30 protein-coding genes, 1 tRNA gene and 1 pseudogene are annotated in these 26,150 nt (G+C 39.7%); 7 read left to right on the plus strand and 25 right to left on the minus strand.

Annotation, left to right across the window (positions count from 1 at the left end):
• Window positions 1–15 precede the first annotated feature (15 nt).
• From QEZ38_RS00045 to QEZ38_RS00065, 5 genes are all read right to left on the minus strand, one after another.
• On the minus strand, window positions 16–321 hold the full coding sequence (locus QEZ38_RS00045) for a hypothetical protein (protein WP_281334590.1): 306 nt from the start codon (window positions 319–321) through the stop codon (window positions 16–18).
• Between the two features lie 69 nt (window positions 322–390).
• The gene (locus QEZ38_RS00050; protein WP_049508421.1) at window positions 391–1,098 is read right to left on the minus strand and encodes a glucosamine-6-phosphate deaminase; all 708 of its coding nucleotides are present in this window, start codon (window positions 1,096–1,098) and stop codon (window positions 391–393) included.
• Between the two features lie 511 nt (window positions 1,099–1,609).
• A complete protein-coding gene (locus tag QEZ38_RS00055) occupies window positions 1,610–2,245 on the minus strand; it encodes an SGNH/GDSL hydrolase family protein (protein ID WP_281334591.1) in 636 nt (211 codons plus the stop codon).
• Window position 2,246: 1 nt separating this feature from the next.
• Window positions 2,247–3,074 (minus strand): Cof-type HAD-IIB family hydrolase, encoded by an 828-nt coding sequence (locus tag QEZ38_RS00060; RefSeq protein WP_281334592.1) that lies wholly within the window; start codon window positions 3,072–3,074, stop codon window positions 2,247–2,249.
• 24 nt (window positions 3,075–3,098) lie between these two features.
• On the minus strand, window positions 3,099–4,418 hold the full coding sequence (locus tag QEZ38_RS00065; protein WP_281334593.1) for a CapA family protein: 1,320 nt from the start codon (window positions 4,416–4,418) through the stop codon (window positions 3,099–3,101).
• Window positions 4,419–4,578: 160 nt separating this feature from the next.
• Between QEZ38_RS00065 and def the strand changes: the two genes are divergently transcribed.
• The gene (def, locus tag QEZ38_RS00070; protein ID WP_281334594.1) at window positions 4,579–5,190 is read left to right on the plus strand and encodes a peptide deformylase; all 612 of its coding nucleotides are present in this window, start codon (window positions 4,579–4,581) and stop codon (window positions 5,188–5,190) included.
• A 44-nt stretch (window positions 5,191–5,234) separates the two neighbouring features.
• Window positions 5,235–5,963, plus strand: a complete 729-nt coding sequence (gene rlmB, locus QEZ38_RS00075; RefSeq protein WP_281334595.1) for a 23S rRNA (guanosine(2251)-2'-O)-methyltransferase RlmB — start codon at window positions 5,235–5,237, stop codon at window positions 5,961–5,963.
• A 181-nt stretch (window positions 5,964–6,144) separates the two neighbouring features.
• On the opposite strand, the gene trxB is transcribed toward rlmB, so the two are convergent.
• The 7 genes and pseudogenes from trxB to QEZ38_RS00110 form a co-directional block, all read right to left on the minus strand.
• Entirely contained in the window at window positions 6,145–7,056 is a 912-nt protein-coding gene (gene trxB / locus QEZ38_RS00080; RefSeq protein WP_281334596.1) for a thioredoxin-disulfide reductase, read from the minus strand.
• A 65-nt stretch (window positions 7,057–7,121) separates the two neighbouring features.
• Window positions 7,122–7,346, minus strand: a complete 225-nt coding sequence (locus tag QEZ38_RS00085) for a DUF4059 family protein (protein ID WP_000960970.1) — start codon at window positions 7,344–7,346, stop codon at window positions 7,122–7,124.
• A gap of 79 nt (window positions 7,347–7,425) precedes the next feature.
• On the minus strand, window positions 7,426–8,169 hold the full coding sequence (locus tag QEZ38_RS00090) for an amino acid ABC transporter ATP-binding protein (protein ID WP_281334597.1): 744 nt from the start codon (window positions 8,167–8,169) through the stop codon (window positions 7,426–7,428).
• A complete protein-coding gene (locus QEZ38_RS00095) occupies window positions 8,169–8,969 on the minus strand; it encodes an amino acid ABC transporter permease (RefSeq protein WP_045762916.1) in 801 nt (266 codons plus the stop codon). Before QEZ38_RS00095 ends, QEZ38_RS00090 begins: the two co-directional genes overlap by 1 nt.
• A 156-nt stretch (window positions 8,970–9,125) precedes the next feature.
• Window positions 9,126–9,482 (minus strand): Spx/MgsR family RNA polymerase-binding regulatory protein, encoded by a 357-nt coding sequence (locus QEZ38_RS00100; RefSeq protein WP_281334701.1) that lies wholly within the window; start codon window positions 9,480–9,482, stop codon window positions 9,126–9,128.
• A 15-nt stretch (window positions 9,483–9,497) separates the two neighbouring features.
• Window positions 9,498–10,007: pseudogene (locus QEZ38_RS00105) on the minus strand (methylated-DNA--[protein]-cysteine S-methyltransferase); the annotation flags it as partial.
• Complete coding sequence (locus QEZ38_RS00110; RefSeq protein ID WP_281334598.1) at window positions 10,000–10,500, minus strand: GNAT family N-acetyltransferase; 501 nt, start codon at window positions 10,498–10,500, stop codon at window positions 10,000–10,002. The pseudogene QEZ38_RS00105 and the gene QEZ38_RS00110, both read right to left, overlap by 8 nt.
• Window positions 10,501–10,634: 134 nt before the next feature.
• Here QEZ38_RS00110 and QEZ38_RS00115 point away from each other — a divergent pair, with 134 nt between their 5' ends.
• Window positions 10,635–11,090 (plus strand): DUF1836 domain-containing protein, encoded by a 456-nt coding sequence (locus tag QEZ38_RS00115; RefSeq protein WP_281334599.1) that lies wholly within the window; start codon window positions 10,635–10,637, stop codon window positions 11,088–11,090.
• Window positions 11,080–11,727: a PAQR family membrane homeostasis protein TrhA gene (gene trhA / locus QEZ38_RS00120; RefSeq protein WP_248034616.1), complete on the plus strand. Its 648-nt coding sequence runs from the start codon at window positions 11,080–11,082 to the stop codon at window positions 11,725–11,727. Before QEZ38_RS00115 ends, trhA begins: the two co-directional genes overlap by 11 nt.
• A 29-nt stretch (window positions 11,728–11,756) precedes the next feature.
• Here the strand turns inward: trhA and pdxT are convergent, their stop codons facing one another.
• From pdxT to QEZ38_RS00150, 6 genes are all read right to left on the minus strand, one after another.
• Entirely contained in the window at window positions 11,757–12,329 is a 573-nt protein-coding gene (gene pdxT, locus QEZ38_RS00125) for a pyridoxal 5'-phosphate synthase glutaminase subunit PdxT (RefSeq protein WP_153224914.1), read from the minus strand.
• The gene (gene pdxS, locus QEZ38_RS00130; protein ID WP_006153788.1) at window positions 12,330–13,205 is read right to left on the minus strand and encodes a pyridoxal 5'-phosphate synthase lyase subunit PdxS; all 876 of its coding nucleotides are present in this window, start codon (window positions 13,203–13,205) and stop codon (window positions 12,330–12,332) included.
• A gap of 138 nt (window positions 13,206–13,343) precedes the next feature.
• Entirely contained in the window at window positions 13,344–13,976 is a 633-nt protein-coding gene (locus QEZ38_RS00135; protein WP_281334600.1) for a Pr6Pr family membrane protein, read from the minus strand.
• 2 nt (window positions 13,977–13,978) lie between these two features.
• Window positions 13,979–14,317, minus strand: coding sequence for a zinc ribbon domain-containing protein YjdM (locus tag QEZ38_RS00140; RefSeq protein ID WP_075230400.1), 339 nt, complete (start codon window positions 14,315–14,317; stop codon window positions 13,979–13,981).
• A 139-nt stretch (window positions 14,318–14,456) separates the two neighbouring features.
• Complete coding sequence (gene cmk / locus QEZ38_RS00145; protein ID WP_075230401.1) at window positions 14,457–15,128, minus strand: (d)CMP kinase; 672 nt, start codon at window positions 15,126–15,128, stop codon at window positions 14,457–14,459.
• Between the two features lie 8 nt (window positions 15,129–15,136).
• Entirely contained in the window at window positions 15,137–15,625 is a 489-nt protein-coding gene (locus QEZ38_RS00150; RefSeq protein WP_281334601.1) for an SAG1386/EF1546 family surface-associated protein, read from the minus strand.
• A gap of 45 nt (window positions 15,626–15,670) precedes the next feature.
• Here QEZ38_RS00150 and QEZ38_RS00155 point away from each other — a divergent pair, with 45 nt between their 5' ends.
• Complete coding sequence (locus tag QEZ38_RS00155; RefSeq protein WP_083303333.1) at window positions 15,671–15,868, plus strand: ferredoxin; 198 nt, start codon at window positions 15,671–15,673, stop codon at window positions 15,866–15,868.
• A 105-nt stretch (window positions 15,869–15,973) separates the two neighbouring features.
• On the opposite strand, the gene QEZ38_RS00160 is transcribed toward QEZ38_RS00155, so the two are convergent.
• The 6 genes from QEZ38_RS00160 to QEZ38_RS00185 all read right to left on the minus strand — a co-directional run bounded on the left by QEZ38_RS00160 (window position 15,974) and on the right by QEZ38_RS00185 (window position 23,040).
• On the minus strand, window positions 15,974–16,921 hold the full coding sequence (locus QEZ38_RS00160) for a glycosyltransferase family 2 protein (protein ID WP_281334602.1): 948 nt from the start codon (window positions 16,919–16,921) through the stop codon (window positions 15,974–15,976).
• On the minus strand, window positions 16,905–17,924 hold the full coding sequence (galE, locus tag QEZ38_RS00165) for a UDP-glucose 4-epimerase GalE (RefSeq protein WP_153224919.1): 1,020 nt from the start codon (window positions 17,922–17,924) through the stop codon (window positions 16,905–16,907). The genes QEZ38_RS00160 and galE overlap by 17 nt, the downstream gene beginning before the upstream one ends.
• 103 nt (window positions 17,925–18,027) lie before the next feature.
• Window positions 18,028–19,125 carry an NAD(P)/FAD-dependent oxidoreductase gene (locus tag QEZ38_RS00170; protein WP_153224920.1) on the minus strand — a complete coding sequence of 366 codons (1,098 nt, stop codon included), beginning with the start codon at window positions 19,123–19,125 and terminating at the stop codon, window positions 18,028–18,030.
• A gap of 16 nt (window positions 19,126–19,141) precedes the next feature.
• A complete protein-coding gene (locus tag QEZ38_RS00175; protein WP_281334603.1) occupies window positions 19,142–19,939 on the minus strand; it encodes a Nif3-like dinuclear metal center hexameric protein in 798 nt (265 codons plus the stop codon).
• A complete protein-coding gene (locus QEZ38_RS00180) occupies window positions 19,926–20,603 on the minus strand; it encodes a tRNA (adenine(22)-N(1))-methyltransferase (protein ID WP_281334604.1) in 678 nt (225 codons plus the stop codon). The genes QEZ38_RS00175 and QEZ38_RS00180 overlap by 14 nt, the downstream gene beginning before the upstream one ends.
• Window positions 20,604–20,703: 100 nt before the next feature.
• Window positions 20,704–23,040, minus strand: a complete 2,337-nt coding sequence (locus QEZ38_RS00185) for a cation-translocating P-type ATPase (RefSeq protein ID WP_281334605.1) — start codon at window positions 23,038–23,040, stop codon at window positions 20,704–20,706.
• A 132-nt stretch (window positions 23,041–23,172) separates the two neighbouring features.
• On the opposite strand from QEZ38_RS00185, the gene QEZ38_RS00190 reads away from it, so the two are divergent.
• Window positions 23,173–23,922, plus strand: coding sequence for a lysophospholipid acyltransferase family protein (locus QEZ38_RS00190; protein ID WP_281334606.1), 750 nt, complete (start codon window positions 23,173–23,175; stop codon window positions 23,920–23,922).
• Window positions 23,923–24,041: 119 nt separating this feature from the next.
• Window positions 24,042–24,114: transfer RNA gene (locus QEZ38_RS00195), tRNA-Thr, on the plus strand.
• Window positions 24,115–24,623: 509 nt separating this feature from the next.
• Here QEZ38_RS00195 and pyk read toward each other — a convergent pair.
• Window positions 24,624–26,129, minus strand: coding sequence for a pyruvate kinase (gene pyk, locus QEZ38_RS00200; RefSeq protein ID WP_001042821.1), 1,506 nt, complete (start codon window positions 26,127–26,129; stop codon window positions 24,624–24,626).
• Window positions 26,130–26,150 lie beyond the last annotated feature (21 nt).

Genomic DNA, 26,150 nt, shown 5'->3' on the forward strand with positions numbered 1-26,150 from the left:
ACCATTATATCTAGCCTAGTTCTCCACTTCTAAGGTTTGTTCTAAACGAACACTTAATTTTTTAATTTCTAACCCCATGTGGTCTAGGTACTCCCAATAAACTGACGGTAGATCAAAAATGATATATAAGTCCTTGCTGTCAACGTGATCAACAAAATGTTTCAGTATTTGCTCTCGAATAAAATATAAATCCTTTACTTGACCTAAACTAATAGTTTCTAACTTTGCTAAATACTGACATAAAGCAGAAAGTGATGAACAGTCAAATTTGTCTTCTTCATGTAAAAAATACAAAAAATTTTGATTTTCATCCCTCATCATATTTGAAAAATATCCAGACCAAAAAACCACCCAATCCACAGGATCGAATGGTTTTTAATGATTAAAATCTTATTTTTTTAACAAGCTGAGTGCTGCTGCATCTGCGATAATGGTCACATCTGGATGGTTTTGCAGGCTACTTGCCGGTAGACTTTCTGTCACTGGCCCTTCAACAGTTCCAGCGATAGCTTCTGCTTTTGATTCACCATAAGCAAATAGAAGGATAGACTTAGCATCCAAAATGTTCTTAATCCCCATTGAAATAGCTTGGGTTGGAACATCTTCAATCTTCTCAAAGAAGCGCGCGTTAGCTTCGATTGTAGACTGATCTAGCTCTACAAGGTGAGTTTGGCTATCAAATGGTGTGCCTGGTTCATTAAAGCCAATATGACCATTGCGACCAATTCCTAAGATTTGTAGGTCAACTGGATGGTCAGCAAGAATTTGGTTGTAGCGTTCTACTTCTGCTTCTGCATTATCCTTGACACCACGTGGCAAGAAACTTTCTTTAAATGGTTTCTTGTTGAAAAGATTTTCTTGCATAAAGTAACGGTATGATTGAGGATTGTCCCCATCAAGACCTACGTACTCATCCAAGTTTACACTTGTAAGATTTGAAAAATCAAGATCGCTCTCAACGATTCGTTGATAAAACTCCAAAGGACTGCTTCCTGTTGCAAGTCCCAATGTTTGTGCACCGTTTTCCAATTTTTCTTTTAAGATATCAAAAGCAACTTTTCCACCTTCAATTGGATTTTCCACTTGAATAACTTTCATAATTTTGTCCTCCATATTCTTTATTTTATTATATGGTATAGACCAATTTTTGTCAAGTGAAAACGATTTATTTTTGTTGAAAATATGACAGTAGCCTCAAAATAGCTACTGTCTTGTCTCATTTGATTCTTAAAACCTTGATAGACTTGACAAATAGTAGGAAAGAGCCAAAAAAAGCTCGATAATATTTGTAATAGGCAAATTCCTATAGATATTATGGAGCTTTTTATTGTATCGAATTGTCAAATGAAGAGCAGATAGTAGATTGCATACAGAATAGTCCACTGTGACTTCTAAAACATTGCTAGAAATTGATTTGACTTCCTTAATCAATTTATCCAGATTTTAATACTTTCAAGATCTATTATTTAGTATATCCTCCGACAGGTGAATGGTATCATCAACTAACATGAGATCGCTAGTATTGAGAGAATTTTTTTAATAATATTAGCAACATATTTATTTTACCAAAAATATTAATCATAAAAAATCTTGTTCATCTATACTAAACCTAGAAAATATATTTTTTTAAAGTATTTGATAAAGCTTGATAACCAGCGACACTGAGGTGAAGACCATCCGTTGTATAGTCTGCCTTGAGTTGCCCTTCCTGATCGAGTAAGTTCTCAAAAACAGGCACAAATTCAACCTGCATATAGGCAGAGGCAAGGTCTTGATAGGCTTGGTTCCAGGCCATGATCTTCTCATTGGTACGAATATAAACTGTCTGTTTGTATTCTTCCCCTTGATGAGCTGGCAGAATAGAAACTAGCTTTATCTGTGACAGTGGATAGTCGCGAGAAATACTTTGAATCACGCTTTCAAGATTGTTTAGCGCTTCATTCATTGGAACATCTTTTCCAATGTCATTTGTCCCAATCAATAGTACAATTTGGTCCACTGCATCGCCATAGAGATGAGCATCAAGATTTTCTCGTAAAAGTCCCGTCTGGTAGCCTCGAATCCCTCGGTTCACAATGTTTTTTGACGTTCCCAATAATTCTTGCAAGGGATAATACTCAATAATAGAATCCCCAATAAAAATGATATCTGGTTCAATTACCGAGATTTGATTAAGTTCACGATACTTGGTTTGAATTTTCTCTTGCTCTTTTAAGAGCCAATTTTCTAAAAGCTGTACTGCCAAGTTATTCTCCTTCTTCTAGCCAGTTTTCTAAAACTTGGTAAACCCCTGCCTGACTGTTAGCTGGTGCTATTTGGGTGGCTACTTCTTTGACAGTCTCCTCAGCATTTTCCATCGCATAAGAAACACCTGCTAACTCTAACATTTCGATATCATTTTCACTATCACCAAAGGCCATAATTTGTTCAGGTTTCAAGTCCCAACGTTTGAGCAACTCCTCTAAGCCCCATGCCTTATGAATGCCATCCTGTAAGATATCAATACAGCCGTAGCCACTCGAAACAGCTCGAACATGACCATCAAACAAGTCATTGATTTCCTGTACAACCACATCTGATCGTTCTTCTCCAACAACCATACTCATCTTGAGGACACCTCCAAAGAGACTGGAGTCAAATTCATCAACAAAGTGCATTCGTTGATAGAATTTCTCTATCATCTCCGGAGTCATAAATTTATCAAGTTCTGTAAAGACAGTTCCTTCCTTGACAAAACCGCCATTCATAGCAGTTACGACAAACTGATCCTGGCACTCTCTGCCTTTAAAATGGCCCAAAGCCCTATCAACCATAGTATCAGCCCAAGTCTGAGCTTGAATCAATTGATCATTTTCGAATATACGAGCACCATTAGCAACCACAAGAACTACTCTTTCTGCTAGATGTCCCAGTAATTGTCGCATTCGATGAACTTCATTTCCCGTTGCAATGACAAAACGAACGCCACGTTGATCGAGTCGGTCCAAGATTTTTTCGAGGCGTGTTAGATCCAATTGTCCTTTAGGATCTAACAAAGTACCGTCCATATCCGTCGCTATTATCTTAATATCCATTGTGTCTCCTTGTGGTCCAAGTCACTACCACTTCAAACCTACATGTTCATTCATTTCTTTATAGGCTGTATCAATCCGTTCCTTGGTATCTTCATCTAATTGACTACGATATTTCCCACCCTCTATAAAATCTTCTAAAATGTAGGTCTGGTACAGATAGAGCGGATAGCCTTCAGGAGAATAAGTTCCTTTTGGTGTTCTATTAACCCAGCTAGGATGAGCTTGAGCTGTCTCAATCGTAGTCTTACCTGCTTTTTTCTTAATAGTCACATCCATGAGAACACCACGTTCTGTCCATTTTGCATTTTCCTCATCTTGCATAGTTTCAATTCGCTGATTTGAGATGAAATTCCCCATAGAATAGATAATGAGTTTCTTGTCCCCATCTTTCTCAACCGTTTCAGCAGGCTCAACTACGTGAGGATGACCACCAAAGATAATATCAGCTCCCCAATCAATCATCTTGTGATAGAGAATCTTTTGTTCTTCAGTTGGTTCCAATTGGTACTCAATTCCCATCTGAGGCATGATAATTGTAATATCCGCTTCCCTCTCTGCTCGTTCAATTTCAGCCTTCATCTTGTCTTCATTTAAGTCAGAAAGATGATTATCATAGTCTTCTTTAGAAATGTATTCTTCAATGCCGTTAAATCCATAAGAATAGGCTAAAAGGGCAACTTTAATCCCGTTAACTTCCTTGATGACTATCGGTGCTTTCTCTCGTGGTTCATGGGTATAAACACCAATTGGTGTCATTCCAGCTTTTTCGATAGCATCTGCAGTTGAAAAAACTCCCTCAATCTGAGAATCCAAAATATGATTGTGAGCCAAGTCTAAGACCTGATAACCAGCATCCTTTATAGCATCCATGACTTCACCAGGTGCATTAAACAAGGGGTAACCTGCGAGATAATGGTCTTTATTTACAGTTCCTTCAAAATCACCGATGACTAAGTCAGCTTGCTTGAGCCATGATTTTACATACTCAAAATTTTCATGGAAATCATAAGTCCCATCTTCTTTTAGAGCAGTTCTATAAATCGGAATATGATAGAGCAAATCCCCATTTGCCATTATACGCGCACTTGTTTCTTGCTCCGTATCTGCATTCTTTTCCTGAGAATTTAACTTTTTCTGCACAGCACTTGGATAACTACTGCTTAAAGAAATCCCTCGAGCTCCTTCCGCTAATAAAGTAAAAATCATCGAGACAGCTACCGAAGCTAACAAGACCACAATAAAAGTACGATTATCCCACTGCTTATAATTCCTGAAAAATCGAACAGAATGTCTAATAGCATGTAAAACAGGACCATTTTTTCTTCTACTATTACGTTGTTCCATATTTTTTCTCCTTGCTTTTTGATGCAAGTCTCCTTACCTTATTATACCACAGACAAATTAGTATTTCCTTTTATTATATTATTTTTTAGCAACTTCTGTGACTTTCTTTCTCATCTGTTTTGTGTTATCATGTAATTGTAATAGAAGGAAAGGAAAGAATATGTCTGCTATAGAACGAATTACCAAAGCTGCTCATTTAATTGATATGAAAGATATTATCCGCGAAGGGAACCCTACTCTTCGTGCCGTTGCCGAGGAAGTCAGCTTCCCCTTGAGTGATCAAGATATCATTCTTGGAGAAAAAATGATGCAATTTTTGAAACACTCGCAAGATCCTGTTATGGCTGAAAAATTAGGTCTACGTGGAGGAGTTGGACTTGCTGCACCGCAGCTCGACATCTCAAAACGCATCATCGCCGTACTGGTACCAAATATCACTGAGGAAGGTGAAACTCCTCAAGAAGCCTATGACTTACAAGCTGTTATGTACAATCCTAAAATCATCTCACATTCAGTCCAAGATGCTGCCTTAGGCGAAGGAGAAGGTTGCTTGTCTGTTGACCGTGCTGTTCCAGGTTATGTTATCCGCCACGCTCGAGTAACTGTCGACTATTTTGATAAGGATGGAGAAAAGCACCGCATCAAACTTAAGGGCTATAACTCAATCGTAGTTCAACACGAAATTGACCACTTAAATGGCATTATGTTCTATGATCGTATCAATGAAAAAGACCCATTTGAAGTTAAAGATGGCCTGCTCATTCTTGAATAAAGAAAATCCCGTTGCAAGACGGGATTTTGTGTTATAATGAAGATATGAAAACAAACGATATTGTCTATGGCATTCATGCCGTCACAGAAGCTCTTTTAGCAAATACTGGAAACAAACTCTACCTTCAGGAAGATTTACGAGGAAAGAATGTGGAAAAAGTTAAGGAATTGGCTACTGAAAAGAAAGTATCCATTTCTTGGACTTCCAAAAAATCACTTTCTGAGATGACTGAAGGAGCTGTTCATCAAGGTTTTGTCTTGCGCGTTTCTGAATTTGCCTACACTGAACTTGAGCAGATTCTTGCTAAGACACGCCAGGAAGAAAACCCACTACTACTAATCCTTGATGGTTTGACGGACCCACATAATCTTGGTTCTATCTTGAGAACAGCAGATGCAACCAATGTTTCAGGTGTCATCATTCCCAAACATCGAGCTGTCGGTGTTACTCCTGTCGTAGCAAAAACAGCAACAGGTGCGATTGAACACGTTCCTATCGCTCGCGTGACCAATCTCAGCCAAACCTTGGACAAACTTAAGGATGAAGATTTCTGGACATTTGGTACTGATATGAACGGAACTCCTTGCCACAAATGGAATACCAAAGGAAAGATTGCTCTCATCATCGGAAATGAAGGCAAAGGTATCTCTAGCAACATCAAAAAACAAGTGGACGAGATGATAACTATTCCAATGAATGGGCACGTACAGAGCCTCAATGCCAGCGTCGCTGCAGCCATTCTCATGTACGAAGTATTCCGCAATCGACTCTAATAAAAAGTGAGGTTGGGACAAAAGATCCCGACCTCACTTTTTATTAGCAATCAAACTTTGACGCGGTAGCTGATTGAACTTTTTGTTCGTCTTTTAGACTCCAAAAAGCTCCTAATCATCCTCGCGGGGCTGGGACTACGAAATCGAGACTTTGTCTATCGATTTCTATCCCACCGCCTTTTTAACTATGTTCAGTAATATATTTATAGGCCTCTTGACCTGCAATAGCACCATCTCCAACAGCTGTTGTAACTTGTCGAAGGTCTTTTTGACGAACATCACCAACAGCAAAAATACCTGCAACACTTGTCTTCATGTGATCATCTGTCACAATCCAACCCGCTTGGTCTCGAATCTGCAACTCTTGTACGAAGTCACTAACAGGGTCCAATCCAACATAGATGAAGACACCACCAAAGGCTTGTTCTGTCACTTGTCCAGTTTTAACATTTTCAATGGCAACCGACTCAACACGGTTCTCACCCTTGATTTCTTTGACAACCGAATCCCAAATGAAGTTGATTTTTTCATTGGCAAAAGCTCTATCTTGCAAGACTTTTTGAGCACGAAGTTCATCACGACGGTGAATGATAGTTACAGACTTAGCAAATCGTGTTAAGAAGATTGCTTCTTCAACTGCTGAGTCACCTCCACCTACGACCAACAAATCTTGGTCGCGGAAAAAGGCTCCATCACAAACCGCACAGTAAGAAACACCACGGCTATTGAGTTCTTCTTCACCTGGAACTCCCAAGAGACGGTGTTTGGAACCAGTCGCTACTATAACTGTACGAGTTTCATAAACTTGGTCGTCTATTACGACTTTTTTGAATTCCCCATGATCCTCAACATTTTCAACGAAGCCATAGAGATGCTCAACACCCAGATTTTCAAGAGGTTCAAACATTTTTTCAGCTAATTCAGGACCACTGATATTAGCATAACCTGGATAGTTTTCAATGTCAGAAGTATTATTCATCTGACCTCCTGGAAGGCCCCCTTCAATCAAAGCCACTTTCAAATTACTGCGTGCTGCATACAAGGCTGCAGTCATCCCAGCAGGACCTGCACCGATAATAATCGTATCGTACATTCTATTTCCTTCTTTCTTGTTGTAACCATTTTTATTCTAACGAATTAAATCCCATTTTACAACTATTAAGCCTTGAGAACCAACAAGATGCTCATGGTTGCAAATGACAATACTGGAATTGTTAAAACTCCAATCATAATCATATCGTAGAGATGGGCTTGACGTGCTTTAGCAGTTTTGTCAACCCCCGACAGAGCTCTAAGTCCAATCCAGAGTCCCAAAATAATCAAGACCAGTAGAATTGTCAACACTAAACTCTCTAAATACAAAGCAAATAGCTGAACTAGCATGCTCTCTCTCATTTCTATTAATTTTAAAGAGCAAACCCAGTTAGCCTAGCCAACTGAGTCTTTCTTATCTCCTATTATATCAAATATAGGTCCGTTTGTAACTAGCAAAGAACTCTTTTGTTCGTTCTTCTTTTGGGTGGTTGATAATCTCATCAGGAGTTCCAGTCTCGATAATTTTTCCTTTATCCAAGAATAAAACCTTATCAGCTACTTGAGCAACAAATGACATATCGTGACTAACCAAAACCATGGTTTGACCTGATTTTGCAGCATCTGCGATAGATTTCTCCACTTCACCGACCAACTCTGGGTCAAGGGCTGAAGTAGGCTCATCCAAGAGCAAGATTGCTGGCTTCATGGCCAAAGCACGCGCCAAAGCTACCCGTTGTTTTTGTCCACCTGATAAGTGGCGAGGATAGTGCTGTTGGCGATCAGAAAGACCAACCTTAGCCAGCTCTTCTTTGGCAATCTTCGTTGCTTCTTCGTCGGAAAGTTTTTTAACAACTACCAAACCTTCCTTGACATTGTCTAGGGCTGTTCTACGTTCAAATAAGTTGAACTGTTGGAACACCATGGACAACTTGCGACGAAGAGTCAAGATTTCATCTTGAGTAATTTGAGAAAAATCCACTTTGAAATCATCAATCTGAATACTTCCGCTATCAGGTGTTTCCAGGTAATTTAGGCTACGAAGAAAGGTAGATTTTCCTGCTCCAGATGAACCAATCAAAGCAACTACTTCCCCTTTTTGAATATCTAAATTCAGATGATCCAAGACGGTTTGACCTGAAAAGGATTTGCTTAAATTTGAAATCTTAATCATTAGCGAAGGTCTCCTTTCACATCTGTTTTTACATTATCTGGTGCTTCGATGGCCATTTTTCTCTCAATAAAGCGACCAAGATTTTCAATAGCGATATTTACCACCCAGTATACAAGAGCAACTGAGATGAAACGTTCGAAGTAACGGTAGTCTGCACCACCCAAAATCTGAGCTTGGGCAAAGACTTCTACAACACCCGCACTAAAGGCTAGGGAAGTTCCCTTAGTTAAACCGATTAGGGAGTTAATCAAGGTTGGAGTCGCTACTACCGCTGCATTTGGAATAATCACACGACGATAGACTTGAGCACGTGTCATCCCAAGACTACGAGCAGCTTCAATCTCTCCAGGATTGACAGAAAGAATAGCAGCACGGATAGTTTCACTAGCGTAAGCTGCTTCGTTAAAAGCAAAAGCTACAATGGCAAAAGCTGCAGCCGGAATCGCATTAATATTAAAAGCAGTTCCCCATTGTTGATTCAACGCTTTTAATGCCAGAGGAATTCCATAGTAAGTCAACATCAGCTGCACTAGGATTGGTGTCCCTTTTAAGAAACTAACAAAGAATGCTTGTAATGGATAAAGAATTCTAACTCGATTAATTTTTACAATAGCAAAAACCAAGGCCAAGATGATACCAAAAAAAGCACCAAATACTGTCAACATCAATGTTGTTGGCAATTGTTGTACAATTCTTGGAATCCCATCAAAGACAGAACGAAAACTAAACAGTTTACCGTCTGGAATATACTGCATCAAGTTTTGGTACCAATCTGATGCTAAAAGTGTTGTAACATTCATAGAAACATCCTCTCCTGATAATGAATCATTCTATCATACTTCTGCCTAGATTTAAAATATTTGCTACGTGCAGAAGAGTCTTTGTCTACCTATTAGTTTATCATACTTTAAAAGTGTGAGGTTATATATTTTACCTATCAAGGAGATAGAAAAAAACTATTTCAAATCCAAGTTGTCGTAGGCTTTACGATAGCCAATTTGTTTAACAACACCATTCTCCACTAATATTGGACGTTTTAATAACATACCATCACTGGCCAAGAGTTTGGCTGCTTCTTTATTGGATAAAGTCCCAACCTTATCTTTTAAGCCCAGTTCACGGTATTTAATTCCACTGGTATTGAAAAATTGCTTCAACTCAAATCCTGAAGTTTCAAGCCAGTTTAAAATGATATTTTCACTCGGAGTCTCTTCAACGATATGAACATCTTTATATTCTAGTCCAAGTTGATCTAACTCCTTTTTTGCTTTCTTACAAGTTGTACATTTTGGATATTCGATAAATTCTAACATTTTCTTTTCTTTCTGTTCTTTATTCTCTTGAAATGCTGCACCTTCATGCTTTAAGAGCCAAGCCTTCTTGTCAATTCCTGAAGCAAAGCCTGTTAGACGATTACCAGCACCTAGTACGCGGTGACAAGGTACTAGGATTGACCAAGGATTACGTCCTACTGCTCCTCCGATTGCCTGAGCCGAAGCTATCTGCAAATCCTTAGCTATTTGTCCATAAGTAACTGTCTGACCAAAAGGAATTCCTCGCAAGTAGTTCCAGACTCTTTTTTCGAAATAACTACCAACAGGAGCCAAAGGTAACTGAGACAAATCTTGGTTTTGTCCTTTAAAATAGGCATCCAAATTGCTAATAATTTGATTTAAAATGGGATGACTTTTCACCTCAACTAGATTACATAGCGACAAGCCTCTCTCGAAATAACTCTGTGCTTCAACCCATATCCCAAACAGATAGTGATCATCTGCTACCAAAGATAAGATTCCAATCGGAGACTTGTACAGCATCTTTGCATACTGCTTAGGCATTTGATTTTAATTTTTGATAGGCCAAACGTTCCCCATCTACTGGAACTTTACCGACCTGTTTAAAACCAAGCTTTTCAAAGATATGTTGCATGGCCTTATTTTTAGCATGTGTATCTGAACGAAAATCCAGGTAATCAAAGCCTTCAATCAAGCCTTCTAAGAAGGTCTGAGCAACGCCTTGGCCTTGGACATCTCTAGAAACCGCAATCCGGTGAAATACAAGATATTCTGGTTCTCTTCCTTCCCAACTTCCATCATAAATGGCTTCATATGCTTTTTCTGGACTTTTAGTCACTGCTGCATAGGCTAAAAGTTCTCCTTCGTCCAAGGCTACATAAGCCTGACCAGAGATGATATCTTCAATAATCGTGTCGGCATTTGGGTAACCATTTTGCCATTGGGTACTACCAGCTTCCGCCAAGCTTTTTTTAGCTTCCTCGATCACCTGCATAATTGCATCTACTTCGTTTGGAAAGGCTAAACGAATTTCCATCTTATCTCCTCTTTTCTGACTAGTTTCTCTCATCATAGCATAATTTAAGGCTTTCTACAAGCAGTTAAAACTTGACTTTTTATTTCTATTATTTTATAATCTAGTTGTCAAAACTAGATAAACAGGAGTTGGAAATGAAATCTACTTTTTCCTACCCAGAATGGGACGAAATTCCAAACATTGATCTCTATTTGGATCAGGTCCTACTTTATGTAAATAAAGTTTGTTCCCCTATTTCTCTTGCTAAAGAGAAAGGTTTAACTGCATCAATGGTGAACAACTATGTCAAACACGGCTATATCAGCAAACCTGAAAAGAAAAAATACAAACGCAAACAAATCGCCCGATTGATTGCTATCACAACGCTCAAGTCTGTTTTTTCAATCCAGGAAATTGCTCAAACCCTTAATACCCTACACACAGAGACTAACTCAGAAGAACTTTACAATGCTTTTGTAGACTATATGAATGAGGACCTAGACCCAGCCAATCCTATTATCCAAGCAAGTTGCCAAACGGTCAAACTCTATCATCAAACACTAGCACTAGTCTATACAGAAAATGAAGAGGAGGAAACAAATGAATACTAGTTTCAAACTTAGTAAACGACTTAGTTTTGGAGAAGAAATAGCAAACAGTGTCACCCATGCTGTAGGGGCACTTATCATGCTGATTTTGCTCCCTATCTCATCGACTTATAGTTATGAAGCTCATGGATTTTTATCGTCTGTCGGTGTGTCCATCTTCGTCATCAGCCTCTTTCTTATGTTCCTTTCATCGACTATTTATCATTCTATGGCTTATGGTTCCACTCATAAGTATGTCTTGCGCATTATCGACCATTCCATGATTTATGTTGCCATTGCTGGCTCTTATACTCCTGTCGTTTTGACCTTGATGAATAACTGGTTTGGTTATCTGATTATCGCCATTCAGTGGGGAACAACTATTTTTGGTATTCTTTATAAAATATTTGCCAAAAAAGTCAATGAAAAATTTAGTCTGATACTCTACCTCATCATGGGTTGGCTAGTTGTGACTATCCTACCAGCAATCATCAGTCAAACAAATCCAATCTTTTGGACTCTTATGGTATCAGGTGGGCTTTGCTATACAGTTGGTGCTGGTTTTTATGCTAAGAAGAAACCATACTTCCACATGATCTGGCACCTCTTCATTCTGGCAGCTTCCGCTCTCCAATACATTGCCATTGTTTATTACATGTAAAAATAGGCCGGGAAAATCCCGACCTATTTTTATTTGCACATATTGATAAAGTATTGATGCAAGCGAAGATCATTTGTCAATTCCGGATGAAAGGAGGTCACTAGCATATTCTTTTCTTGAGCGGCAACGATTTGATTGTTCACTACTGACAGAACATCGACACCCTTACCAACTTCACTAATAATAGGTCCACGGATAAAGGTCATGGGAATCTTGCCAACACCCTTGCAGTCTGCTTCTGTATAAAAGCTTCCTAGCTGACGTCCATAGGCATTACGCTCCACTACTATGTCCATAGTCGCTAGATGGCTTTCCTCTTGAGAAGTGATTTGTCTCGCTAGCAAAATCAAGCCTGCACAAGTTCCAAAGACTGGTAAACCATTGAGAATAGCCTCTCTTATAGGAATCAACATTTGCTGATCTCGCAATAGTTTTCCCATAGTTGTAGACTCACCTCCTGGCAAAATCAAACCTGATAGCTCACTTCGATGTTGCTGAAAGTCTTCTAGATTTCGCAGTTCAACACTTTCAACTCCTAGTTTTGCAAGGACTTTCTCATGCTCTACAAAGGCGCCTTGCAAGGCCGATATTCCAATTTTCATCTATTTTCCTCGCTCCGCCATGAGAATTTGGATTTCATTCTCATTGATACCAACCATAGCTTCTCCCAAGTCTTCAGAGATTTGAGCTAAAATTTGAGGATTCTGATAATTGGTAACAGCCTTGACAATTGCTGCCGCACGTTTAACAGGATCACCTGACTTGAAAATTCCTGAGCCAACAAAGACACCTTCTGCACCTAGCTGCATCATAAGAGCAGCATCTGCAGGTGTTGCAACCCCTCCAGCCGCAAAGTTAACAACTGGTAGTTTTCCATGTTCGTGAACGTATTGAACTAATTCTACAGGTACTTGGAGTTCTTTTGCAGCAACATATAACTCGTCCTCACGGAGGTTTTGAATGCGGCGGATTTCTTGATTCATCATACGCATATGACGAACTGCCTGAACGATGTCTCCTGTTCCAGGTTCCCCTTTTGTACGAATCATAGAAGCTCCTTCAGCGATACGACGTAAGGCTTCACCTAAGTCTTTAGCACCACAGACAAAAGGAACTTGAAATTCTTTCTTGTCCACATGGAAACGATCGTCAGCTGGAGATAGAACTTCGCTCTCATCGATATAGTCAATCTCGATAGCTTCTAAAATCTGAGCTTCAACAAAATGCCCAATTCGAACCTTAGCCATAACTGGAATGCTGACTGCTTCTTGGATTTCCTTAATCATCTTTGGATCACTCATGCGAGAGACACCACCCGCTGCACGAATATCAGCTGGGATTCGTTCTAAAGCCATAACTGCTGCCGCACCTGCAGCCTCAGCAATTCTTGCTTGTTCAGGGTTTTGGACATCCATGATGACACCACCTTTAAGCATCTGTGCTAAATTCTTATTTAATTCATAACGATTTTCAGTCATTTTTTTCATCCTCAATAGTTGTATTGGTAGCTACAGTTTTATTGTAAGGTATAAAAGACTGCATAACAAGATAAAATAAATCGATTTGTCCGGGTACAATTATCTCTATCACAAAAAAAGCACCCACATTGGGTACTTTTATTTCTTAGATTTTTTAATACTTTTCACAAGATAAAAGAGATATCCTGAAACCATGTAGGCAACAAAGATAGTTGCCGCCCATTTAAAGACAAAGCCCCAACCATGTTTGGTAGCATTCAAAAAGAAATAAGGGAAGGGACTATCCTTAGCATTAGGGACATCCATCTTTAGAACAAAACCGTTTAAGAGGGCAAAAATCATATAAAGCAAAGGAAAGCTAGTCCAAAGCATGGGATCAACTAACTTATATTGACGACTCTTATCAAAAATAATTGTATCTGCTAAAAACCAGAGAGGGACAATATAATGGCAAAGGAAATTTTCCAAACGGTAAAAATCTGTCGTCAAAGGAGCTAGCATGAAATGATAGATGACACAAGTAATCATAATACTCATAGTGACACCACCTTTGAGACGTAGAATCCCAGCACTCTGCCAACTATCACCGCCACTACGCATCTTTAACAAAAGATAAGCTGTAAAGATGACAACCAAAAGATTGGAAAGGACTGTATAGTAAAGCAACATCCCTAAACCACCACGTTTGGTAATTTCCAGATAAACCCCTGTAAATGCTGCGAAAAACAAGAAAGTCCGACTGAAAAAAATAAATTTATTCCAAGTAGTCATGATTAAATCTTTTTAACAAATTCTGATTTTAGTTTCATAGCACCAAAGCCATCAATCTTACAGTCGATGTTGTGGTCACCCTCGACGATACGGATATTTTTAACACGTGTTCCTTGCTTAAGATCTTTCGGCGCACCTTTCACTTTCAAATCTTTGATCAAGGTTACTGTGTCTCCATCAGCCAATTTATTTCCATTAGCATCAATAGCAACAACACCATCTTCAGCTTCTGTTTGTTCTGCTGGATTCCATTCATAGGCACACTCTGGACAGACTAGCAATGCTCCGTCTTCATAGACGTATTCTGAATTACATTTTGGGCAATTTGGTAGATTGTTCATTTTATCTCCTTATAGTTGCATGATTGTTTGATTGTCAAATTTTCGTTAACAATGACTATTATACCTTAAAATTAATAATTTGACAAATTGCTAAAAAACCGACTCACCACTATCATGGTCAATCGGTTAAAATTTCAAATTAAAAATGTTTGACTGCTTCTGATTTAATTTTTTCGACAACTTCTAAAATACTTAGTCCTGTCGTGTCCAGATAGATTGCATCATCTGCCTGCTTAAGAGGAGAAGTTTCACGATGACTATCTTTATAATCACGCGCAGCAATCTCTTCTTTCAAAGTTTCCAAATCTGTTTCGATCCCCTTTGAAAGATTTTCCTTATAACGTCGTTCTGCACGTTCATCTACTGAAGCAACAAGAAAAATCTTCAATTCAGCCTTAGGCAAGACCACTGTACCAATATCTCGACCATCCATGACGATTCCGCCTTGTTGGGCAATTTCTTGCTGGAGAGCTACCAATTTTTCACGAATAGCTGGAATAGCTGCAAAAGCTGATACTGCATTAGTCACAGTATTTTCTCTGATTGGATGGCTAACATCTACATCACCGACATAGACAAGCTGTTCTCCATCCTCAGAACGCCCAAAACTAATCGGATATTGATCCAATAAATCAAGGAGCTGAGAGGATTCTTCTGGATTGATTTGATGCTGTAAGGCAATATAAGTTGCCGCACGATACATGGCACCTGTATCCAGATAAGTATAGCCAAAGTCCTTAGCGATAATCTTAGCTACTGTACTTTTACCACTGGATGCTGGTCCATCAATAGCGATCTGAATTGTTTTCATTCTAACTCCTATCTTGTCTTAAGGACATCACCAGGATTTGCAAACCAAGTTCCTGAAGACATATGACCAGGGTTCAAGGCTTCAAGCTGGGCAATAGAAATGCCTGCTCTAGCTGCAATAGCTGCTTCACCTTCACCTGCAAGGACAGTAATGGTTCCCTCAGCATTTGTATGTTCCTCTGAACTACTTGAAGAAGTTGATCCTGCTTCAGAACTTGATACTTCAACTGAACTACTTGATGATGTTGAAGAAACTTCCTCTACCTTAGGCGCAGAAGAATCATGAAAATCTTTCAAGGCTGCTGTACGATCACTTCCACCAGATGACAGGTAGATTAAAACAGCAATCATACCGACAACGATAACAAAGAAAATACAAGCCAAAATGGTTAGAATACGGTTGGCTACCACTCCTGTTCCCTTATTTCCTCTACTTCTTCGTTCCGAACGACTTTCCTCGATGTCGTAAATATCTTCTTGCCATGGTTCCTTTTCCATACCTTACTCCTTGTTTTTTTTCTAATTTCTTATTACAATATAAATATGAAAATCACACTTATACCTGAACGATGCATTGCCTGTGGGCTATGCCAAACCTATTCTGATTTATTTGATTACCATGATAATGGTATTGTGCGTTTCTATGATGATCCTAATCTACTAGAGAGAGACGTCCCAGCTAGTGAAGAGCTACTGGAAGCTGTGAAACAGTGTCCCACTCGCGCGCTCATCAAAGATTAATTTGTCATCAGCGGTGATTCGATTTCCAAATCCCACTTCCTCTAGTTTAGCATATTTTTCCAGAAAATTATAGTCTTTTGAAGGACTTATTTTTAGTAAATCTTATCATGACTCACTCTGTTCTTTTATCAGATAGAGGGGTCTTTTTTTCGTTTCCATATAAATTTTACTGATATATTTTCCGAGAATCCCAATCGTCAATAATTGGACACCACCAAGAAATAGAATGACAGCCATCAGAGAGGTCCAACCAGAAGTTGGATTGCCCAGTACGAGAGTACGGACAACTACAAACAATGTCATCACTAAAGCCAGAAAACACGACGAAAGGCCAGCAACAAAGGCTAATATTAAAGGGAAATCTGAAAAATTCACAATCCCTTCAATAGAGTAGAAAAAGAGTTGTCTAAAACTCCAACTTGTCTTACCTGCCTGCCTTTCAACATTAGGGTATTCTAAATAGTGAGTACGGAAACCAACCCAGGCAAAGAGTCCTTTGGAAAAGCGATTGTATTCTGTCAATTCTAACACTGCATCCACAACTGATCTTCTCATCATCCGAAAATCACGGACACCCGATGGAAGGGCTACTGGGCTAATTTTTTGCATAAAACGATAAAAAAAATCTGCGCAGAAACTACGTAAAAAAGGTTCTCCTTCTCGACTGGTTCTGCGTGTTCCAACGCAGTCCAAGTCTGGATTCTGATCTAGTAGTTCCTTCATCTCAAGCAAGAGGCTTGGTGGATCCTGAAGGTCTGCATCCATAACTACCACCAAATCTCCACTTGCTTGTTGTAAACCTGCATATATGGCCGCTTCCTTCCCAAAATTTCGCGAGAAAGAGATATAATGTACTGCAGGATTTTTCTCTCGATAAATCTTTAGAACGTCCAAAGTCCTATCAGTCGACCCATCATCTACAAAAATATATTCGATTTCTGTTCCCAAATCTGGGATCAGTACTTCAAGAGTTTGATAAAAAAGAGGAAGTACTTCCTCTTCGTTTAAACATGGGACTATGATTGAAATCATCATTTTAGTCTTCAAATCCATTTGGATGCTTACTTTGCCAACGCCATGCATCTTCACACATTTCTGTAATACCAAGTCCTGCTTCCCATCCAAGTTCTTCCTTAGCTTTGGCTGGGTCTGAGTAACATTCTGCAATATCACCAGGACGGCGCTCCACAATACGATAAGGAATCGGGCGTCCGACTGCTTTTTCCATATTTTGGATAATTTCAAGGACAGAATAGCCTTTCCCTGTACCAAGGTTGTAAATGTTTAGTCCTGAACCTTTTTGAAGCTTCTTAAGGGCCGCAACGTGCCCTTTTGCTAAGTCAACGACGTGGATATAGTCACGAACACCTGTTCCATCTTCTGTATCGTAGTCATCTCCAAAGACCTGAACTTGTTCCAACTTACCAACTGCGACTTGTGTAACATATGGAAGAAGGTTATTTGGAATACCGTTTGGATTTTCACCCAAATCACCGCTCTTATGCGCTCCGATTGGGTTGAAGTAGCGAAGTAAAACAACGTTCCATTCTGAATCGGCTTTATAGATATCCGTCAAGATTTCTTCAAGCATCAACTTAGTACGACCATAAGGGTTAGTAGCAGAAAGAGGGAAATCTTCGAGGATTGGAACAGTATGCGGATCTCCATAAACTGTTGCTGAAGAGCTGAAGATGATATTCTTACAGTTTGTCTCTTCCATAACTTTCAAGAGACTGACAGTTCCAGCAATATTGTTATCATAGTAGGCAAGTGGGATACGTGTAGATTCCCCTACAGCTTTCAAACCAGCAAAATGAATCACACCTGTTGGTTCTTCATGTTTGAAAATATCACGAAGTGTATCTGTGTCACGAATATCTGCTTCGTAGAAAGGAATTTCTACCCCAGTGATTCTTTCGACTACTTCAAGACTTTTACGACTACTGTTTACCAAATTATCGACAACAACAACTTGGTGTCCTGCTTGGACCAGTTCGATGACGGTGTGAGTTCCGATAAAACCAGCTCCACCCGTTACCAGAATTTTTTCTTGCATTTTATTTCCTCAATTCTTGGATTATTTTTTTCATTTTACCATTTTTGATAGGGAAAGTCATTTACTTTCCTAACACTATCGTAAAATCTAAGTAAAAGATTTACTATTGTTTCTTTTTAATGTATCTTTCAGTTGGATAATCTGCTGGATCCAATACTCCACTTCTTCCTTGAAGCATTTGAGCTAGGTGATAACCGATAATAGGACCAGTCGTTAACCCTGAAGATCCTAGACCACTTGCTGTATAGACTCCTGATAAGTTTGGAACCTGTCCGAAAAATGGAGAGAAATCACTTGTATAAGCACGAATCCCCACACGTTCACCAGATGAAATTGCCTCAGCCAGGGCTGGATAAAATGGACTCGCCGCCACAACCATTTGATCGAGCAAGGTTTCATCCACTGTCAAGTCAAATCCCATGTCATTCTCATGGGTAGCTCCTAGAGATAACTTACCTCCAGGAAATGGTATCAAATCCCACTCACCTTCCGGCATGACAACAGAATAGCTTGCCATGTCTAAATCAACCTGATAATCTCTAAGTTGACCTTTTTGAGGACGAACATCCACCTCATAGCCTAAAGGCTCCAAAATGTGTCCAAGCCAAGCTCCCGTAGATAAAATTACTTGATCAAACATTTGATTGTCTATCTGATAGCCTGATAATAAAGGAGTTAGACTAACCTCTTTCTTTACGACCTTAACCTGACTGGCCTCCAGTAAACGACCCACTAGGAGTTGCCCATCTACTCGAGCTCCTCCAGAAGCATAGAGCAATCTCTCAAATCCCTTTAGACCAGGGAATAGGCTGCTTGCAGCAGCTTGGTCCAAAATGGCTAATTCGCCAATTAAGGGAGATTCATCTCTACGTTGCAAGGCTAAATCATAAAGTTCCTCGAGCTTGGAATCATCTTTTTTGAGAAGGAAGACTCCTGAGCGCTGGTAGAAATCAACCTTTTGACCAGTTTTTTCTAAATCAGCTAATAAATCTACATAAAAGTCTGCTCCTAGGCGAGCCATCTTGTACCAAGCTTTGTTACGTCGTTTAGAGAACCAAGGACTGATGATTCCTGCAGCTGCCTTGGTCGCTTGTCCGTATCCATGATCAAAGACAGTTACTTCGATATCTGCTTCTTTAGAGAGATAGTAGGCAGCTGTTGCCCCTACAATTCCTGCTCCTACAATGGCAACTTTTTTCATTGTCTTTACCTTCTAACTAGATATGATGGAATGGATTGGTAGAAGCCTGACTTGCGACAACTTCTAGCGACCAAGCATTCTCTTCCTTCCATTCATTCAGAAACGTTGCAATTCTTTCAACAAAGAGAACCTCAATATAGTGGCCTGGGTCCAGAGCCAACAAGCCGTCTGACAACATATCTTGGGCAGTGTGGTAATAGATGTCACCAGTAATGTAAAGATCTGCTCCTTTTGCTAAAGCATCAGAGTAGAAAGACTGCCCACTGCCGCCACAAATGGCCACTCTTGAAATGGTCTTTTGCAAATCAGTCTCTTGATAATACACCATACGAAGGCTATCTAGACCAAAGACTTCCTTAACATGGTCAGCAAATTCCTTAAAGGTTTGAGGTCTAATAGTTCCAATACGGCCAATCCCACGTTCAGGACCTGTTTCCTTTAGATAAGTTGTATCCTTAATATCTAACAGTTGGCAGAACCAATCATTAAGACCATTTTCAACGATATCAATATTAGTATGACTAACGTAGACGGCAATATCGTGCTTGATGAGATTGATGTAAATCTGATTTTGAGGACGACTAGCTACCAAGTCCTTGATTGGACGAAAGATAGGGGCGTGCTTAACGATAATCAAATCTACTCCCTTTTCAATGGCTTCTGCAACCGTTTCTTCACGAATATCAAGGGCAACCATGACTTTTTTAATTTCCTTGTCTAGGGTGCCAATTTGCAGGCCACGACTATCACCTTCCATAGAAAATTCTTGTGGACAATAGGCTTCATAACGCTTAATCACTTCACTTGCTTTCATGGAGCACCTCCTTGATGGCTTGAATTTTATCTGCTAGAACCTGACGTTCTTCTTGATTTTTTTCTGGAATTTGACTAAGGGCAAACTCAAGCTTAGCAGCTTCTTTTTGCCATTTTTGGATGAAGACTGGACTGACTTCTTTGGACAAGAATGGACCAAAGCGAACATCAGTGGCTGATAGATTCATTTCGCCAGCTTCTGCAACTATAATCTCGTAGAATTTTCCAGCTTCTTCTAGAATACTTTCTGCTATAATTTGAAAACCGTGCTCTTGTAACCAAGAACGCAACTCATCTTCTCGGTTATTCGGTTGAAGAATCAATCGCTCAACAGTTGCAAGTTTGTCTAATCCGTCTTCCAAAATCGTAGCAATCAAACGGCCACCCATTCCAGCAATAGTGATAACAGAGACCTGGTCAGCCTCTTCAAAAGCAGCCAAACCATTTGCTAGGCGAACCTGAATTTTCTCAGTCAAACCATGACTTTCAACATTTTTGACTGCAGATTGATAGGGACCTTCTACTACCTCTCCTGCAATGGCACGCTCAATGTGACCCTTTTCAACTAGCTCAATCGGTAAATAAGCATGGTCGCTTCCGACGTCCAATAAAACAGCTCCTTGAGGTACAAAAGAAGCTACAATTTCTAATCTCTTCGAAATCATTTTCTCTCACTTTCCAAAACTCTATTTCCCTTTATTATACCATATTTTGTCTAGCAATCCTGCACCCAAAAAGACCGCAATCATAGATTGCGGCCTTTCTTTATCTTCTAGCTTGATAACGACTTGTCAGGATGAAAATCACAGTAAAGATCAGCATCATGATGCCATAGACAGGTAATGTTTGTCCTGTCAGTGTTGAAATTTCAAGTAGTTTTTGGATTCTTGGGAATAGAGCCGTTCCAAGGAAGCCACCAACCGACCAAATAATCAAGAGAATACGCCACAGACTAAATGGCAAGCAAGCTCTAACTACAGACATGAAACCAATCGATGCCAGTAGATAATACAAAAGTGTCGAAATTTCAATGGCTGACCAACCTTGACTGGTTCCAAAAATTTTAATAAATAGAACGCTAAAGACTACCATCAAGGCACTTGGTAGTGCACGGAGCATGGATTTTCTGAGAAAGTTTTGTTCGACTGGTTTGATATTTCGTTCAAAGGTCAATACGAACGGTGGGAATCCTTCCACAAACTGGTCAATCATGGTAATCTGAATCGGAATGAATGGGAAAATCAAAATCCATTCAGTACGACCCAACAATGCACTTGCAATACAGATGATTGCCAATAAGAAGGAATAGATGGTCTTAATCAAGAAAATTGGAGCAATGTGGGCAATGTTATTGACCACACGACGACCTTCAAAGAGAATCTCAGGAACATCATTAAAGTCTGAGTTCAAGAGGACCAGATTTGCAATCTGACGAGTCGCTGGATCTCCTTCAGCCATCACGATGGAACAGTCTGCCTCGCGGAGAGCAAGGATATCATTGACACCATCTCCTGTCATTGCAGTCGTATGACCTGCTTTTTTCAACGTTTGGATGATCAGTTTCTTTTGATGAGGAGAGACACGTCCGAAAATCGCTGTCTCCTCAGCCATAGCAATCAATTCCTCGTCCGTGATTTTCGAACAATCTACATAGCTGTGGTAATCTGCAAAACCAGCTTTTTGAGCAATACTTGAAACCGTAACTGGATTATCACCAGAGATAATTTTCAGGCCCACTTCCTGAGAACGAAGATAGTCTAGAGTTTCAGCTGCCCCTTCTCGGATTGGATCTAGAATTTCAAGCAAAGCCAAGGCTTGAATATCAGATGGCTTTTGTGGCTTGTGGTGATCAAGTTTTTCTTGACTGAGGGCCAGAACTAAGACACGAGATCCTCGTTCGAGAGCTTCTCTAGCCTCAGGAACTTCAGCATCCAACAACATCTCTGGTGCGCCTAGAAAAACAGTTCCAAGACCTTCCAACTCCATTGCTCCCCATTTACGATCGCTTGAAAATGGAAGATTAGAAATCATCGGATAAGTTACTTGACCTTGAAAACGTTGACGAATAGCTTGTGCTGTTGGGTTCTTATCTTCACTGTTTGCCATATAGCTAGTTAATATTTTGGCAATAGCATCCTTGTCATAAGCCTGGGTCAGAGGAAGAACAGTCTCAACCTGCATCTTCCCTTGGGTGATGGTACCTGTCTTATCCAAGCAGAGCATATCCACGCGCGCTAGGGTTTCAACAGAGTACATCTCCTGCACCAAGACCTTTTTCAAACCAAGCTTGATAACAGCGGTTAAAAGAGAGGTAATGGTCAAGAGGGCAATCCCCTTAGGCAACATTCCCAAAAGAGCTGTAGAGGAATTCACTACAGAAGACTTCAGTGGTAAACCTTTCAAGACCAAAGCTTCAAGCAAGAGGGCAATTCCAAATGGAATGATGATTTTCCCAGTAAAGCCTGCAAGTTGATCAAGTGATTTCATGATACGTGAGTTGATCGGTTTAACTGTCTTAGCTTCAAGCATGAGTTTGGCTGCATAGTTATCTGCTCCTACATGATGAACTCGAGCAAAGACAGAACCACTGGCAAGAAAACTACCGGATAGCATTAAGTCTTCTACTTCTTTTTGCACCAAGTCGCTCTCGCCCGTTAACATGGCTTCATTGACTTCTGCAAAGCCTTCTAATACAATCGCATCACTTGGAATTTGATCCCCTGCAGACAAGCGAATCACATCATCCAAAACAAGCTCTTCAGGGTCTAAAGCAATTTCTTGTCCATCACGGATAGTGGTAATCTTTTCTTTATTCAGGAGATTGAGTTTATCAACCATATGCTTGGCACGTAGCTCGGTTACAATTCCTGAAAAAGCATTAAAACAGATAACCGCAAAGAAAACCAGGTTGCTCCAGGCTTGAACAAAAGCGAGCGCTAATGCAATAGCAAAGTTTAAAGCATTGAAGAGAGTAAAGACATTTCGTTTTACAATCTGCCAAGTACTGGTACTAGCTGATGCTTTGAAATCATTGACCTGTCCCTGTTTCTGACGTTCTTTAACTTCTGATTGGCTTAAGCCTATAATTTTATTTTTATCCATAAGTTCTATCATATCATTTTTTTTTGAATAATTCTAATTTCATATGAAGAGCAATTCCACCTAAACAAAAAAACATTTGCTTGTCCTAGTATGATAAGGTATAATAAAAGAAAGAAAATTGAAGGAGATACCATGTTTTATACTTATCTTCGTGGGCTGGTTATGTTGATTCTCTGGTCTATCAACGGTAATGCTCATTATCATAATACGGATAAAATTCCGAGTCAAGATGAAAACTATATTCTAGTTGCGCCCCATCGTACTTGGTGGGATCCTGTCTACATGGCATTTGCGACCAAACCGAAACAGTTTGTTTTTATGGCTAAAAAGGAACTGTTCTCTAATCGAATCTTTGGTTGGTGGATTCGTATGTGTGGTGCCTTTCCTATTGATCGGGAGAATCCTAGCGCTTCGGCTATCAAATACCCTATCAATGTTCTTAAAAAGAGCGACCGATCTCTCATCATGTTCCCAAGTGGCAGTCGTCATTCCAACGATGTTAAAGGTGGTGTTGCTCTCATCGCTAAAATGGCAAAAGTACGTATCATGCCAGTTACCTACACTGGTCCAATGACCTTAAAAGGGCTCATTAGTCGTGAACGTGTCGACATGAACTTTGGAAATCCTATTGATATTTCTGACATCAAAAAAATGAATGATGAAGGTATTGAGATGGTTGCAGACCGCATCCAATCTGAATTCCAACGTTTAGATGAGGAAACGAAACAATGGCACAATGATAAGAAACCAAATCCACTTTGGTGGTTTATCCGTATCCCTGCCCTTATTCTAGCTATTATCGTAGCTGTTATCACCATCATTTTTAGCTTTATCGCAAGCTTTATCTGGAATCCAGACAAAATAAAAGAAAAATTAGGCTAAAGGAAACAGTGGCTTAGGAGCTATCTCCTTAAGCCTTTTTTTGAGCGGAAATCCGATTATTTTTTAAAGAAAATAACGTATTGACAAAGATTTGAAACTATAGTATACTTTTTAAGTAAGCTGATTTAGCTCAGTAGGCAGAGCGCATCCATGGTAAGGATGAGGTCGCCGGTTCGATCCCGGCAATTAGCATTGTTGATCAGTTCCTTGGTATAGGAACTTTTTTTATTGACATTTTATTGACCTTATAGTAAAATAAAACTTGCGATGAGTCGATATGTAGCGAGAGCTACTATTGAGCAAAGGAGGTCATAACGCAGGAGCGGACCTTGAGAAATTGTGTGAACCAATTTCTCACATGGAGATGCCTCTCAAGCTTTCTGGTTTTTCCAGAGAGCTTTTTTTTATTTTCCTAAACACTATTAAATACTATCTTTTAGCAATTCTTTCTGTTCAAATAGCAATAAGCTCAAGCAACAATCAAACACTGATAGACTTATTATCCAAAAAATCCTAGCTAGATTTAGACAAAAAGATACTAAGATGACCAATGAAATCTCTAATTACAGCAAAAGTTACAGGGCAAACTGTAGTTTATACCTTAGCATTGAAAGGAAAATGATATATTTTGCCCCTCGTCACAAAAAAAGACCTATCACACAAGCTAGAAAGCTTGATATGATAGGCTTTTTAATATTAGATTAACGTACAGTGCGGATACGCATTGTGTTAGTACGAACTGCTTCACCAAGTGGCACACCTGCAACGATAACGATATCGTCACCAGATTGTACAAGACCTGCTTCAACTGCTTTACGTTCTGCAATTTCAAACATGTCATCAGTTGATGATGGAGCTTCTGTCAACATTGGGATAACACCCCAGTTCAACATCAATCCACGTTCTGTCAATTCGTCAAATGTCAATGCCAAGATATCAGCATTTGGACGATATTTAGAGATCAAACGTGCTGTGTGACCAGTCTTAGTAAGAGTTACAACCAATTTGATGTCCATTGAGTTTGTAGCGTCTTTAACTGCTGAAGCCATAACTTCTGTCTTAGAGTTACGTTCAAATGAATCTGAGTTCAAACGTCCGTATTCGTTAAGAAGAGTTTGAGCGTTCTTATCGATAGTTGCCATTGTACGAACAGACTCAAGTGGGTATTTACCATTTGCTGACTCACCTGAAAGCATTGTAGCATCAGTTCCGTCGATAACAGCGTTGAATACGTCTGATACTTCTGAACGAGTTGCACGTGGTTTTTCAGTCATTGTTTCAAGCATGTTTGTTGCAGTGATAACAACTTTACCAGCAGCGTTCACTTTAGTGATGATCATTTTTTGGTAAACTGGAACCATTTCAAATGGTACTTCGATACCCATGTCACCACGAGCGATCATGATACCGTCAGCAGCTTCAATGATTTCGTCCAAGTTATCGATACCTTGTTGGTTTTCGATTTTAGCGAACAATTGAACGTGACCGTTACCAGTTTCTTCACAGATTGCACGAACTTCGTTAACGTCTTTTGCAGTACGTACGAATGAGATCGCGATGAAGTTGATACCTTGTTCAAGACCGAAGCGGATATCAGCGTTATCACGTTCAGCAAGAGCTGGGAAAGGAATTTTAGTGTTAGGGATGTTTACACCTTTTTGTTTAGCGATAACACCGTCGTTTTCAACTTCAACGACAAATTCACGAGTTGCATCGTCTTTTTCTACAACACGAAGACCAAGTTTACCATCGTCAACCAATACTTGGCGACCAACTTCAACGTCATCATAGATGTCAAGAGCTCCAGCAACGTTCAAAGCAATCACTTCACGAGTTGATTTGATACCTTGTTTAGTTGCAACACGGATTTTTTCACCAGTTTTGTATGAGTACTCTTTAGCTTCACCTTCGAACAATTCAGTACGGATTTCTGGTCCTTTAGTATCAAGAAGGAAACCAACTTTTTTACCTGCAAGTTTTTCTGCAAGTTTAACAGTTGCCATACGGTCACCTTGTTCTTGGTGGTCACCGTGTGAGAAGTTGAAACGGAAAGTGTTAGCTCCTGCTTCAATCAATTGAGCAATGTTTTTAGCTGAAGCTTCAACGTCAAGTTTTTCACCCCAGTATCCGTCTTCACCGAATTTTTTACCACCACGGATTTCTACCGCAGGACCCAAAGTTGCAACGATTTTTACACGTTTGTTCATGATTTTTGTGACTCCTTTATA

The organism is Streptococcus taonis (assembly GCF_029948085.1).
GTDB classification, from domain to species: Bacteria; Bacillota; Bacilli; order Lactobacillales; family Streptococcaceae; genus Streptococcus; species Streptococcus taonis.